Here is a 13,132-nt window from a genome sequence, read left to right on the forward strand (position 1 = left end):
GGGCCACGCCGCGTCGCCGGGCGTAGGCGTAGAAGGAGGACAGGACGGCCCGCCTCCTGGCCACCGTCGCGTGCGCCAGCGGCCTGCCCGGCGTGCGCACGCCGACGGTGAGGGTGCCGGTGACCGCGGCGTCCCGGTAGAAGTCGAGATGCTCGCCGGTGACCGCGAGCGGTTCCAGGGCGGGGTCCGCGAGGCGCAGCCAGCGCAGGAACGAGGCCAGGACCCGCAGCCGGGTCTGCCGGGCGGCCGTGGAGGGGCTGTCCTGCAGCCAGGAGGCCACCGTCCGCCAGGTCAGCGGGTCCAGGGCGTCGACCAGGTCGACGTCGGCGCCCGGCACCTGGCCGCCGTCACGCGGACGGTGTCGCGGCCGCAACCCGGCGATCTGCCCCACACTGGTCACCCGCAGGCCGAGCGGAGACGCCGCGGTGTCCGGCCCGCGACCGTCGCCGGTGAAGAAGGAGCTGGGCGCCAGGATCGCGGCCGGGGTCGGCCCGGCAGCGTCCACCGGGTGCATGCTCACCACCCACCCGAGGTAGCGGCCAGGCTCGCCAGCCGCGCGTCCAGCCAGGACCCGGCGGTCGGGCGCGTGTCGGGAGCCGCCGCGAAGGCCTGGAAGCCGCAGCGGCGCGGGCGCAGGAGACCAGTCATGATCAGGATCTTCTCACGGACGCCGGGTTCGCTCCTCTCGACCGCATATGCCGGAGGTCACGAGACCGCCGCCCGCGCCCGTGAGCTCCAGCCAGGCCCCGCCCCTGATTAGATCAGACAGATCCGGGCAGGAGTCGCATTGTGCCAGGTAGGGGATGGTTCTCCAGGTGGCCGGTGGTCCGGCAGCTCAAGGGGGAGGACGGCAGGGGCGACGCCGCGCGCTCTGCACGCACCGACGCGCTGAGGCCGCGCACCGAGGAGGCGGGCAACGTCGCCCGGTCGATCTGCCCCTACTGCGCGGTCGGCTGCGGCCAGCTCGTCTACGTCAAGGACGGCCGGGTCACCCAGATCGAGGGTGACCCCGACTCGCCCATCTCCCGTGGCCGGCTGTGCCCGAAGGGCTCGGCGAGCAAGCAGCTCGTCACCCATCCGGGCCGCCAGACCCAGGTGCTGTACCGGAGGCCGCACGGCACCACGTGGGAGCGGCTCGACCTCGACACCGCGATGGACATGATCGCCGACCGGGTGCTGCGGACCCGGCGCGCGACCTGGGAGCAGACCCACGAGGGCAAAGTCGTGCGCCGCACGCTGGGCATCGCCGGCCTGGGCGGGGCGACGCTCGACAACGAAGAGAACTACCTGATGAAGAAGCTCTACACCGCCCTCGGCGCGATCCAGGTGGAGAACCAGGCGCGCATTTGACACTCCTCCACCGTCCCCGGTCTGGGGACCAGCTTCGGACGCGGTGGCGCGACCACCTTCCAGCAGGACCTGGCGGGTGCGGACTGCATCGTCATCCAGGGGTCCAACATGGCCGAGTGCCACCCGGTGGGGTTCCAGTGGGTGGTGGAGGCCAGGGCCCGGGGGGCGAAGGTGTTCCACGTGGACCCGCGTTTCACCAGGACCAGCGCGCTGGCCGACCGCCACCTGCCGATCCGCGCGGGTAGCGACATCGTGCTGCTCGGCGCGCTGATCAACCACGTGCTCGGCAACGAGCTGGACTTCCGCGAGTACGTGCTGGCGTACACCAACGCCGCCACGCTCGTGTCCGAGGACTTCCGCGACACCGAGGACCTGGACGGCCTGTTCTCCGGCTTCGACCCGGAGACGCGCACGTACGACCCGGTGAGCTGGTCCTACGCGGACACGCCCGCGCAGGCGCCGGGCGAGCAGCTGGAAGGCGGCCGGTACCACGCCGAGGCCGCGGGGGCGGACCGCTACGGAGCCGCCGGCGCCGCCGCGCCCCCTGGCCCGCGGACGGATCCGACGCTGCGCCATCCGCGCTGCGTCTACCAGATCCTGCGGCGGCACTTCGCCCGCTACACCCCGGAGCTGGTGGAGCAGCTGTGCGGCATCTCGCGGGAGGACTTCGCCGAGCTCGCCGACGCGATCACCGCCAACTCCGGCCGGGAACGCACGACCACCTGGGTGTACTCGGTCGGCTGGACGCAGCACACGGTGGGCGCACAGTACATCCGCACCGCCTCCATCCTGCAGCTCCTGCTGGGCAACGTCGGCCGCCCCGGTGGCGGCATCCTGGCGCTGCGCGGGCACGCGAGCATCCAGGGCTCGACCGACATCCCGACGCTGTTCAACCTCCTGCCGGGGTACCTCACCATGCCGCACGCCCACCGGCACGAGGGCCTGGACGACTACCTGGCCACGGAGGGCGGCGAGACCGGCTTCTGGGGCCACCGGCGCTCCTACCTGGTGAGCCTGCTCAAGGCGTGGTGGGGAGAGGCGGCCACCGAGGAGAACGACTTCTGCTTCGGCCACCTGCCGCGACTCACCGGCGACCACGGCCACTACACCACCGTGATGGGACAGATCGACGGGACGGTCAAGGGCTACTTCGTGGTGGGGGAGAACCCCGCGGTCGGCTCCTCCGGCGGCCGGGCGCAGCGCCTCGGCCTGGCCAACCTCGACTGGCTGGTGGTACGCGACCTGACGCTGGTGGAGACCGCCACCTTCTGGCTGGACGGTCCGGAGCTCGAGACCGGCGAGATGCGCACCGAGGACATCGCCACCGAGGTGTTCTTCCTCCCGGCCGCGAGCCACGTGGAGAAGGAGGGCACGTTCACCAACACGCAGCGGCTGCTGCAGTGGCGGGAGAAGGCGCTCGACCCGCCGGGCGAGTGCCGCAGCGACCTGTGGTTCTACTACCACCTCGGCAGGCTGATCAGGCAGCGGCTGACCGGCGACGAGATCGACCGCCCGGTGCGCGAGCTGACGTGGGACTACCCCGAGGAAGGGGAGCACAGGGACCCCTCTGCGCAGGCCGTGCTCCGCGAGATCAACGGTGTCGGCCCGGACGGGCGGGCGCTGTCGTCCTACACCCAGCTCGAACCCGACGGGTCCACCAGGTGCGGCTGCTGGATCTACTGCGGTGTCTACGCCGACGAGGTCAACCAGGCCGCGCGGCGGCGTCCGGGGAGCGAGCAGTCCTTCGTGGCGCCCGAATGGGGCTGGGCCTGGCCGGCCAACATGCGGATCCTCTACAACCGGGCCTCCGCCGACCCCGAGGGCCGCCCGTGGAGCGAGCGCAAGGCGTACGTCTGGTGGGACGCCGAACGCGGCGAGTGGACCGGGTACGACGTGCCGGACTTCGAGCGGACCAAGCCACCCGGCTACGTGCCGCCCGAAGACGCCACGGCCGAGGCGGCGCTGGCCGGAACCGCCCCGTTCATCATGCAGACCGACGGGAAGGGCTGGCTGTACGTACCCGTCGGCCTGGCCGACGGCCCGCTGCCCGCGCACTACGAGCCGCACGAGTCGCCCGTCGGCAACCCGCTGTACGGCCAGCAGGCCAACCCGGCCCGCAAGATCTACCCGCGACCGGAGAGCCCGTACAACCCGCCGGAATCGCCGCGCTACCCGTACGTGCTGACCACGTACCGGCTGACCGAGCACCACACCGCGGGCGCCATGAGCCGGCCGCTGGCCTACCTCGCCGAGCTGCAGCCCGAGCTGTTCTGCGAGGTGTCCCCCGAGCTCGCCGCCGAGCTCGGGCTGGTCAACGGCGAGTGGGCCACGATCGTGACCAGCCGTACCGTGATCGAGGCCAGGGTGCTGGTCACCGGCCGGGTCCGGCCGCTGCGGATCCAGGGCAGGACGATCCACCAGGTCGGCCTGCCGTACCACTGGGGGTGGGGCGGCGGCGGCCTGGTGACCGGCGATGTCACCAACGACCTGCTGCCCCTGGTGCTCGACCCGAACGTCTACATCCAGGAGAGCAAGGTCATGACGTGTGACGTGCGGCGCGGCAGACGGCCGAGGGGCCCGGCGATGCTCGCCCTGCTGGAGGAGTACCGCCGTGGCTGAGCGGATGGGCTTCTTCACCGACACGAGCATCTGCATCGGCTGCAAGGCGTGCGAGGTGGCCTGCAAGGAGTGGAACCAGCTGCCCGACGACGGGTTCGTGTTCGAGGCGACCTCCTACGACAACACCGGCGCGCTCGGGGCGAGCACCTGGCGCCACGTGGCCTTCATCGAGCAGTCACGTCCGGTCCGGGTCGACAGCGATGGCGGGGACGGGGGCGTGGACGGCGGCGGCGACGGGGGCGTGGACCGCTGGCTGATGTCGTCGGACGTGTGCAAGCACTGCACGAACGCCGCCTGCCTGGACGTCTGCCCGACCGGCGCGCTGTTCCGCACCGAGTTCGGCACGGTGGTGGTGCAGGCGGACATCTGCAACGGCTGCGGCTACTGCGTGCCGGCCTGCCCGTTCGGCGTGATCGACCGCAGGGAGGGCGACGGGCGGGCGTGGAAGTGCACGATGTGCTACGACCGACAGATCGGCGGGCTCGAACCGGCGTGCGCCAAGGCGTGTCCGACCGACTCGATCCAGTTCGGCCCGCTCGACGAGCTCCGCGAGCGGGCCGCGGACCGGCTGGCGCGGCTGCACGCCGACGGGCACGCCGAGGCCCGGCTGTACGGCGAGAGCCCGGACGACGGCGTGGGCGGCGCGGGCGCGTTCTTCCTCCTGCTGGACGAGCCGGAGGTGTACGGCCTGCCACCGGATCCCGTGGCGACCACCCGCGACCTGCCGTCGATGTGGCGCTGGGCGGGAGCGGCGGCGTTGTCCCTGGCCGGCGCGGTGGCGGTGACATTCACGGGGACATTCACGGGGGCCTTCGCCGGGGGACGTAAGGGGGCACGGCGGTGACGCGAGGAGCAGGCCGGGAGCGGTCGATGGTGCCGGAGGCCGAGTTCCGGTCGTACTACGGGCGGCCGGTGATCAAGGCTCCGATCTGGCACGAACCACACATGCCGACATATCTGTATCTGGGCGGTCTGTCGGGGGCGTCGTCGGTGATGGCGGTCATGGCCCGGCTCACCGGGCACGACCGGCTCGGGCGCACCGCCCGGGTCGCAGCGGCCCTCGGAGCGTCCGCCGGCGCCGGGCTGCTCGCCGCCGAGCTGGGCAGGCCCGAACGGTTCCTCAACATGCTGCGCGTCTTCAAGCCGACCTCGCCGATGAGCGTGGGCTCCTGGATCCTGGCCGTCCAGGGCGGACTGTCGGCGGTCGCGGCCTCGTCCGAACTGACCGGGATGCTGCCCGCCGTAGGTGACGCGGCGCTCCTCGCCACGGGCGTGACGGGTCCGCTGACCGCCACCTACACCGCCGTCCTGGTCGCGGACACCGCCGTGCCCGCCTGGCACGAGGCCTACCGGGAGCTGCCGTTCCTGTTCGCCGGGAGCGCGCTGGCCAGTGCCGGAGCGGCCGGCATGCTGGCGACGCCCCCGGCGCAGGCCGGGCCGGCGCGTGCGGTGGCGGTGCTCGGCGCCGCCATGGAGACCGTCGCGGGCGCGGTGATGGAGCGCCGGCTCGGGCCGGCCGGCGAGCCGTACCAGCTGGGGAGGGCGGGGGTCCTGATGCGCTCGGCCCGCGCCCAGGCGGCCGGCGGCGGGCTGCTCGCCGCGGTCGCCGGACGCAGCCGTGCCCTCGCCGCCGTCTCCGGCCTCGCCCTAACGGCGGGCGCCCTGTGCACCCGGTTCGGCATCCTGGCGGCGGGCAGGGCCTCGGCCGCCGACCCGAAGTACACGGTCGTCCCGCAGAGGCGGCGCCTCGACGGCGAGCGGCCGACGTGATGGAGATCGTTCAGCAGGCGCAGGTGCGGCCCGTCGAGGGGGAAGTGCCCTGCCCCGGTGAGATGGTGCCTGTCACGGTCGGACTTCAGGTGGGTCGCGACGGGTGTGGCGCTTCGATCCCTGCCCGCCGGGAGAGTAGGTTCTCCCCTTGGAGGCGTCTGGGCGCCTGGTGGCCCCCGCGGTCTTCAAAACCGACGAGGCCGAGGTCCTCGGCCTGGCGGGTTCGATTCCCGTCCGCCTCCGTTCTATTTTCGGATGGTGGACCCACGAAGGCACGTGCCACGCACTGACACCGTCCTCGCCGATCCGCGGCTGGCCGCGGCGGGCGGGCGGCTGGGCCGGTCGGTCGTGAAGGACGCGGTGGCGCGGGCGCAACAGCAGGCGCGGCGCGGCGAGATCGGCCCCGAGGACGTCGCCGACGCGGCCGTGGCGGCGCTCCCGCCGCAGGCCACGAGTCTGCGAGCGGTGGTCAACGCGACCGGCGTGCTGATCCACACCAACCTCGGCCGGGCGCCCCTGTCGCGCGCCGCGATCGAGGCGGCGGCCGCCGCGGCCGGCCCCGCCGACGTGGAGTTCGACCTGGTCACCGGCGCCCGCGCCCGTCGCGGACGGAGCGCGCTCGACGCGCTCGCCCGGGCCGTGCCGGCGGCCGGGGACGTGCACGTCGTCAACAACAACGCGGCCGCGCTCGTCCTGGTGGCCACCGTGCTCGCCGCCGGGCGGGAGATCGTGATCAGCCGGGGCGAGCTGGTGGAGATCGGCGACGGGTTCCGCCTCCCCGACCTGCTCGTCTCCACCGGGGCGCGGCTGCGCGAGGTGGGCACCACCAACCGCACCACCTACCGCGACTACGCCGACGCCGTGGGGCCGCAGACCGGATGTGTGCTCAAAGTGCACCCGTCGAACTTCCGGATCGAGGGTTTCACCGGCTCCGCCGAGCTGCGGGAGCTGTCCGGGCTCGGTGTCCCCTTCGTCGCCGACATCGGCTCCGGCCTGCTCACGCGCGAGCCGCTGCTGCCCGCCGAGCCGGACGCCGCGAGCATGCTGGCGGCCGGAGCGGATCTCGTGACCGCCAGCGGCGACAAGCTGCTCGGCGGGCCGCAGGCGGGCCTCCTCCTCGGCCGTCGCGACCTGGTCGAACGGTGCAGACGGCACCCGCTGGCCCGCGCGCTGCGCGTCGACAAGCTGACCCTGGCCGCGCTGGAGGCCACGCTCCGCGGCCCCGCCGTCCCCGTCCGCCAGGCGCTGCACGCCGACCCCGCGACGCTCTCCGAGCGCGCGGCGGCGCTCGCCGGTCGGCTCGCCGGCGCCGGAGTCGACGCGCGGGCGGTGCCGAGCGAGGCCGCTGTGGGGGGTGGCGGGGCGCCCGGAGTGGCGTTGCCGAGCGCCGCCGTGAGCCTGCCCGAACGGTACGCCGCGCCGCTGCGCACCGGCGACCCTCCGGTCGTCGGCAGGATCGAGCGCGGCCGCCTGCTGCTCGACCTCCGCACCGTCCCCGCCGACCGGGACGACGACGTAGCCCGCGCGATTCACAGGGCGAGCACCTGATGCCCGCCCACGCCGCCACGGGCCGCGCCGCCCGCGAACCGCGCATCGCCGGCTTGAGTCTCCTCCAGGGGGAGGTGCCAGGGTAAGGGCATGGACGGCGACACGCTCTACTCGATCGGTGACCTGGCCCGGCGCACCGGGCTGACGGTCAAGGCCATCCGGTTCTACTCCGATCGCGGGATCGTGCCGCCGACCGGCAGAAGCCCGTCCGGCTACCGCCTCTACGACATCGACGCCGTCGCACGCCTGGACCTCGTGCGGACGCTGCGCGACCTCGGACTGGACCTTCCCACGATCCGGAAGGTCCTGGACCGGGAGATCTCGCTCGCCGAGGTCGCCTCGGCGCACGCCGACGCGCTGGTGGTGCAGATCAGGACGCTGCGCCTGCGGCGCGCGGTGTTGACGGTGGTGGCCAGGCGCGGGTCCACCCCTGAGGAGACGGATCTCATGCACAAACTGGCCAAGCTGTCAGAGGACGAGCGCCGACGGTTGATCGGCGACTTTCTCGACACCGCCTTCGGCTGCCTGGACGCCACCCCCGAGGGCGCGGCGGTCAGGCAGTCGATGACCCCCGAACTGCCCGACAACCCCGAAGCCGAACAGGTCGAGGCGTGGGTGGAGCTGGCCGAGTTGTCCCAGGACGCGGACTTCCGCGCCGGCATGCGGCGGATGGCCGAGCAGCACGCGGCCGAGCGTGCCCTCCGCGACACCACGCGCCTGCGCCCCGACTCGGTCGCGGCCGTCCGCGACCAGGCCCGCCCGGCCCTGGCAGCCGGCGTCGACCCGGCCTCACCCGAGGCCGAGCCCGTCGTCGCGGCGGTGACGGCCCAGTACGCGCACGCCCTCGGCCGCCCCGACGACGCCGACCTCCGGCGCCGGCTGCTGACCCGGCTGGAAACCGCGAACGACCCGCGCAGAGAGCGGTACCTCCACCTGCTCGCCGTGATCAACGGCTGGCCGGCCCCGGAAAGCCTGACGCCGGCGCTCGACTGGACCATCGACGCCCTGCGCACTTCGCTGTTCGGCCCGGACGCCGCCGGATGAGCCGAACCTCTCGCCGCCGAGCGGTGTCCAGCCCTCCAGGCGAACGACGAAGATCACGGTAACGGTGGCCGGTGTGGCGGTGGCGGGGCTGCTGTCGCGTGATGGATCCCCCTCTTGAGGAGAGGGGGATCCACGCGCGTCCTACTGGGCGGCGGGAAGCGCCGTGGCGCGGTCGAGCGTCGGCGGCGTCACCGGGCCCTGGCGCAGATACTCGCGGAACGCCTCGTAGTCGCGGTTGCCCCGGACGGCGTCGGTGTATCCGGCGAAGGCGGCGTAACCGTCAGCGCCGATCAGCGTGTAGGCCAGGGCGGCGAGCCGGTAGGTCTTGCCGGTGTCGAGCGGCCGGCCGTCGATCAGCACCTGCTTCGGCTTGATCCGGTCACCGACGGGCTTGCCGGCGTCGTAGGAGAACTTCACGTTCTTGGACACGGCCAGCGGAGCGAACTTGACGGATCCGTCGGGCTGGGTCTGCCACTGCTGCTCGAGCGCCTGCTCGAGCTGGCTGCCCTTGACCGTGACGGTGAGCACCGGGTTGGCGTAGCCCCAGGTGTTCCACGCCTCGCCGAACAGCACGGCGCCGTCGGAGTCGCCCGGGGTGGTGCCCTTGGCGAACTTCAGGTCACCCCGCAGCGAGTTGGAGCCCTTCACCGGCGCCACGGCGACCATCGCCAGGTCGGCGCCGCCGCCTGGGGTGCGCTGGGAGTCGGCGTACTCCGCGTCGGCTACCACGTTGCCCAGCGTGCTCTCGCCGTCGGCGTCGCGCGTCCTGGTCAGGTCGCCCGTGATCGTGCCGACCGGCTGCGCGGAGGTCTCTGCGCCCTTGGCCTTCCAGTAGTCGACCAGCTTGACCATCTCCGAGTCGGGGGTGACGTCCCGGGTGACGGGGTGGTTCACCGACGTGGTGGCCGACCTGATCACGTCGCCGGTGCTCCGGTCGATCTTCAGGTTGATCTCGTTGATCAGCTTGCCGTGGTAGCCGGCCTCGACGACGGGCCGCGGGTTGCCCGCGGGGTCGGGAATCGAGCAGTTGAAGTACGCGTGCCAGTGGCCGGTCACGATCACGTCGATGTCCGGCGTCGCCTCCTTCGCGAAGTCGACGACGGGACCCCGCGGATCGGTGCACCGGTCGTAGACGTCGCCTGCGGTCCCGCCCTCGTGCACGTTGGCCACGATGGCCTGCACGCCCTTGCGCTTGAGCTCGGCGGCGTAGCGGTTGGCGGTCTCCACGAGCGGCAGATTGTCCAGCGACGGCTGGTAGGAGGTCGAGCCCTCGACGGTGGTCGGGGTGGTCAGGTTGATGAACCCGACCGGCACGCCGTTGAACCTCCGGATGACGTACGGCGGGAGCAGCGGGCTGGTGGAGCCCTTGCTGGTGATGTTCGCCGTCGAGATCGCGAAGTCGGCGCCCTTGAACTTCTTCCCGCTGGAGTCGGTGAAGCAGCTGTCGACGCCGACCTCGCCGAAGCACTCGCCCCTGCCCATGTGGTCGCGCAGGAACTCCAGCGACCGGTCGAGCTCGTGGTTGCCGACCGTGGTGAAGTCGATCCCGGCGCGGTTCATGAACTCGATGGTCGGCTCGTCGGCGTGGTAGGCGACCTCGGTGGGCCAGCCGCTGAAGTTGTCGCCGGCGGAGAAGGTGATGGTGTTGCGGTGACCGGCCCTGAGGTTGTTCAGGTGGGTGACGATGTAGGGCGCGCCGCCCACGACGAGCGTGTTGCCCTGCGGGTCCTTGATCGTGCCGTTGCCGGCGTCGTTCTGGGGAGTGATGTAGCCGTGGAAGTCGGTGATGGAGAGCAGCTGGACGTCCACGGGGCTCGAGGTGGCGCCGGCCGGTATCGCGCTTAACGACGCGACGGCGACGCCTGCCGCGACGGTGAGGGTGCTACGGAGGGGGAAACGCACGAAAAACTCCCTTTAGTGATATTTGCCGTAAAGCATTGGGGGTCAGCCTTTCGGCCCGGTGACGGCGACACCGGCGCCGAGCTGCCGCCACATGACGAGGAGGAGAACGACCTGTGGCGAGGCGCCCGCGGATCTGCCCGGGGACCGCGGGGGCGGCCTGCTGGTGACAGGGGCGTCCGCCCGGAAGTGCCTGGTCGGCGGGTCGGAACCGAGGGAGCCGCATGGCGGGGCCGGGGCGTCGCAGCGGGCTCACCTCCGTCGGGCGCGGGTGGGCGTGTGGCGTTGATCACCCTGCCAGTGCGCAAAGCGCTCGTAAAGTCCCCGCTGCCGAACAAAACCGCGCACACGGGAGCAATCCATGCGCACGACGCCGGCAGCGGCCGCTCTGACCAGGCGCCGCTCTCACTCCGGGCGTCCAGGCCGCGTCCCGCACGTGGGTTGCCGTCGGTGCGGCATCCCAGAGCGCCGGCCGTCGTCACCGGGCCGGACGGAGCCGGACCGTCAGAGTTCGAAGAGGTAGGTCCTGGTGACCGCGACGAGGTCGCCGTCCTCGCGGGTGGCCGCCACCAGGCCGGGCGGTCTGGGGACGAAGCCGGGCACCGCGCCCAGGCCGTCCGTCTCGCCGATCGCGGTGAGGCGGATCCGGTCCGCGCCGGGCACGCGCAGCGTGATCTGCGCTCCCCTGGCGGGAATCCCGCGGAAGCGGATCTCGGCGGGCCAGGTGTTGACCCGCGTGCCCGTGACGGGGAGCGTCACCGGGCCGGTCCCGCCGGTGGACGCCGTGGCCTCGATGATCGGCCGATCGACCCGCAGCGTCACCGAGCGCGCACCCCGCCCGGCGCTCACGCGCAGCCTGATCGTGCCGCCGCCGCGCGCCAGCACGGACACCCGGGGGCCGTCGGTCCTGATCGCCGGCGCGGCGCCGGTCCACAGCGTGCCGCGCGCGTAACCCGCGGGCAGCGCCGCGACGTCGTGGCCGGACACGTAGCGCCTGGTCCACTCGCCGGGCTCGGCGTCGGCGCTGACCCACCGGGCCGTCCCGGTGTCGGCGTCCAGGACGTACGCCAGGTGCGTGCGCCGCGGATGCCCGGCGTCGAATCTGTCCACCGCCAGCCCGAAGCCGACCAGCGCAACCGCGAGCCCGGCGGCCGTCAGGGGCACCGCCACCGCGGCCCGGCGGCCCGGCTCGGGCAGGCACAGCTCCACGATCGGCAGCGCCGTCAGCCCGAAGAGCGCCAGCACCAGCGCGCTCGCCCCGCCGAGCGCGAGCCCCATCCCGTCGAACGCGTTCCTGGCCAGGGCGGGCAGCAGCGCCGCGGCCAGGACCGTGCCCAGCGTCGCCGCGGCGACCCGTCCCCAGGCAGGCCCGGGAAGCAGGAGCGCGGCCAGCCCGCCGAGCGCGCAGAGCAGCGCGGGCAGCGCGACCACGTAGGACACCCCGGGCGCGACCTGGGCGCACAGCACGCCGAGCCCGGCCGGCCAGGCCAGCGCGCCGATCGCCAGCGCCGCGGGCCCGAGCCTGCGGCGCAGCAGCAGGTACCAGCCCAGCAGCGCCAGCACGGACAGGGCCGCGACGGCCGCCTCGAACCCCTGCGGACGGTGGAGCAGCCCGCCCATCCCGTCGTACGCGGGCCGCCATCCGACCAGCAGCTCCCACAGCCCCTGAGCCAGGACCGCCGACGCCGCCAGCGGGACGACGGCCGACACGGCGGCGGCGAGCAGCCGCGGCAGGCTGACCAGCCGCATCCTGCGCGCGAGCAGAGCCAGCCCCACCACCGCGAGTACGGCGAGCGCCGCCAGCGGCCAGACCAGCGCGCCGGGATACGTGACCATGGTGCCGAAGATCCGGAACTAGGTGGCGTCGTGGTCGGAGGTCAGCGCGGGCAGGTCAGCGTCGCCCAGGGCGCGGGCCAGCGCCAGCATGTTCGTGCCGTGGTGTTGCAGGCTGCCACGATCGAGGTTGGCGATGGAGTCGCCGGCGGTGTGGTAGTGCGAGGAACCCTCGATGTAGGCGAAGTTCATGCCGGTGAACCCGGCCTTGGTCAGCGGGGTGAAGTCGGTGTTGTTCGGCAGCAGCCGGTACAGCTCACCCATCGAGGAGTCGCCTCGCGGATGCGGCACGGCGTTGACGAACGTCTCGACCAGCCCGGCGTTGTTCCTGGAGGTCTGGAACATCAGCGAGGGGCCGCCGACGCCGCGGGCCTCCCAGTTCAGCAGCACGCCGCCCTTTCGGCCCAGCGGGTGTTCCCTGGCGAACGCCCCGGCGCCGAGCACGCCGTCCTCCTCGCCGTCCGACATCAGCAGCACCACGTCGTTGCGCAGGCTCGCGCCCGCCCGCAGCGCGCGTGCCGTCTCCACCATCGCGGCCACCGCGGCGCCGTCGTCGGACGCTCCTGGCCCCATGGACGCCGAGTCGTAGTGTGCGGCGATCAGCACCGTGCCCGTCGAGTCGGTGCCGGGCAGGGTGGCCACGACGTTGTTCACCTGGCCGAAGGTCGCGAGCCCAGCCGCCGGCCAGGCCCCGGTGGAGCGCTGGATCTCCACTTCGAGCCCTGCCGCGCGCAGCTGCCCGGCCAGGTAGGCCCTGGCCCGCTCGCTCGCCGGGCTGCCGATCGGGCGCGGCTCGGTGGCGAACTTCTCCAGGTGGGCCAGGGCCCGCCCGGCACTGAACTCCCGGCTCGGCGCCGACGCCGGGAGCGGTTGCATCGTGCTGTCCGTCATCGCGGTCAGGACGATCACTGCGGCCAGCGCGAGCAGGGCTGAGATCCCCGCCAGCGTTCGGCGTGGGACGTCCAACAACTTTCCCGTCATGGCGAGGAACGCTAGATCCGGCCGCCCCGCCGCCGGAATGATGCGCACACCCGGACGCGCCAGCGGTTATACCCAGGCGCGGCCGTGG

At 73.0% G+C, this 13,132-nt stretch carries 10 protein-coding genes and 1 tRNA gene; 6 read left to right on the forward strand and 5 right to left on the reverse strand.

Annotated elements, in window-relative coordinates:
* Both ABZ297_RS43330 and ABZ297_RS43335 read right to left on the reverse strand, forming a co-directional pair.
* The coding region (locus ABZ297_RS43330; protein ID WP_355359225.1) for a hypothetical protein at positions 1-514 on the reverse strand (514 nt) is incomplete at its 3' end.
* A 2-nt stretch (positions 515-516) separates the two neighbouring features.
* A complete protein-coding gene (locus ABZ297_RS43335) occupies positions 517-648 on the reverse strand; it encodes a hypothetical protein (RefSeq protein ID WP_355359228.1) in 132 nt (43 codons plus the stop codon).
* A 141-nt stretch (positions 649-789) separates the two neighbouring features.
* Here ABZ297_RS43335 and fdh point away from each other — a divergent pair, with 141 nt between their 5' ends.
* The 6 genes from fdh to ABZ297_RS43365 all read left to right on the forward strand — a co-directional run bounded on the left by fdh (position 790) and on the right by ABZ297_RS43365 (position 8,331).
* Entirely contained in the window at positions 790-3,969 is a 3,180-nt protein-coding gene (fdh, locus tag ABZ297_RS43340) for a formate dehydrogenase (RefSeq protein ID WP_355359231.1), read from the forward strand.
* A 4-nt stretch (positions 3,970-3,973) separates the two neighbouring features.
* Positions 3,974-4,813, forward strand: coding sequence for a 4Fe-4S dicluster domain-containing protein (locus tag ABZ297_RS43345; protein WP_355359252.1), 840 nt, complete (start codon positions 3,974-3,976; stop codon positions 4,811-4,813).
* A complete protein-coding gene (gene nrfD / locus ABZ297_RS43350) occupies positions 4,810-5,739 on the forward strand; it encodes an NrfD/PsrC family molybdoenzyme membrane anchor subunit (protein ID WP_355359234.1) in 930 nt (309 codons plus the stop codon). The genes ABZ297_RS43345 and nrfD overlap by 4 nt, the downstream gene beginning before the upstream one ends.
* Positions 5,740-5,889: 150 nt before the next feature.
* Positions 5,890-5,982, forward strand: a tRNA-Sec gene (locus tag ABZ297_RS43355).
* Between the two features lie 33 nt (positions 5,983-6,015).
* Positions 6,016-7,287, forward strand: a complete 1,272-nt coding sequence (gene selA / locus ABZ297_RS43360; protein ID WP_355359237.1) for an L-seryl-tRNA(Sec) selenium transferase — start codon at positions 6,016-6,018, stop codon at positions 7,285-7,287.
* Between the two features lie 90 nt (positions 7,288-7,377).
* Entirely contained in the window at positions 7,378-8,331 is a 954-nt protein-coding gene (locus ABZ297_RS43365; protein WP_355359240.1) for a MerR family transcriptional regulator, read from the forward strand.
* 141 nt (positions 8,332-8,472) lie between these two features.
* Here the strand turns inward: ABZ297_RS43365 and ABZ297_RS43370 are convergent, their stop codons facing one another.
* From ABZ297_RS43370 to ABZ297_RS43380, 3 genes are all read right to left on the reverse strand, one after another.
* Positions 8,473-10,233 (reverse strand): bifunctional metallophosphatase/5'-nucleotidase, encoded by a 1,761-nt coding sequence (locus ABZ297_RS43370; protein WP_355359243.1) that lies wholly within the window; start codon positions 10,231-10,233, stop codon positions 8,473-8,475.
* Positions 10,234-10,734: 501 nt separating this feature from the next.
* Positions 10,735-12,066 carry a hypothetical protein gene (locus ABZ297_RS43375; protein WP_355359246.1) on the reverse strand — a complete coding sequence of 444 codons (1,332 nt, stop codon included), beginning with the start codon at positions 12,064-12,066 and terminating at the stop codon, positions 10,735-10,737.
* An 18-nt stretch (positions 12,067-12,084) separates the two neighbouring features.
* Positions 12,085-13,044, reverse strand: a complete 960-nt coding sequence (locus ABZ297_RS43380; RefSeq protein WP_355359249.1) for a M28 family peptidase — start codon at positions 13,042-13,044, stop codon at positions 12,085-12,087.
* Between the last annotated feature and the right edge of the window lie 88 nt (positions 13,045-13,132).

Source organism: Nonomuraea sp. NPDC005983 (assembly GCF_040614375.1).
Lineage (GTDB): Bacteria > Actinomycetota > Actinomycetes > Streptosporangiales > Streptosporangiaceae > Nonomuraea.

What these genes read in the sequence shown, in the direction of transcription:
- ABZ297_RS43335 (WP_355359228.1), bottom strand. Translation starts at nt 648, where the DNA reads ATGACTGGTCTCCTGCGCCCGCGCCGCTGCGGCTTCCAGGCCTTCGCG.
- ABZ297_RS43345 (WP_355359252.1), top strand. Translation starts at nt 3,974, where the DNA reads ATGGGCTTCTTCACCGACACGAGCATCTGCATCGGCTGCAAGGCGTGC.
- ABZ297_RS43365 (WP_355359240.1), top strand. Translation starts at nt 7,378, where the DNA reads ATGGACGGCGACACGCTCTACTCGATCGGTGACCTGGCCCGGCGCACC.
- ABZ297_RS43375 (WP_355359246.1), bottom strand. Translation starts at nt 12,066, where the DNA reads ATGGTCACGTATCCCGGCGCGCTGGTCTGGCCGCTGGCGGCGCTCGCC.
- ABZ297_RS43380 (WP_355359249.1), bottom strand. Translation starts at nt 13,044, where the DNA reads ATGACGGGAAAGTTGTTGGACGTCCCACGCCGAACGCTGGCGGGGATC.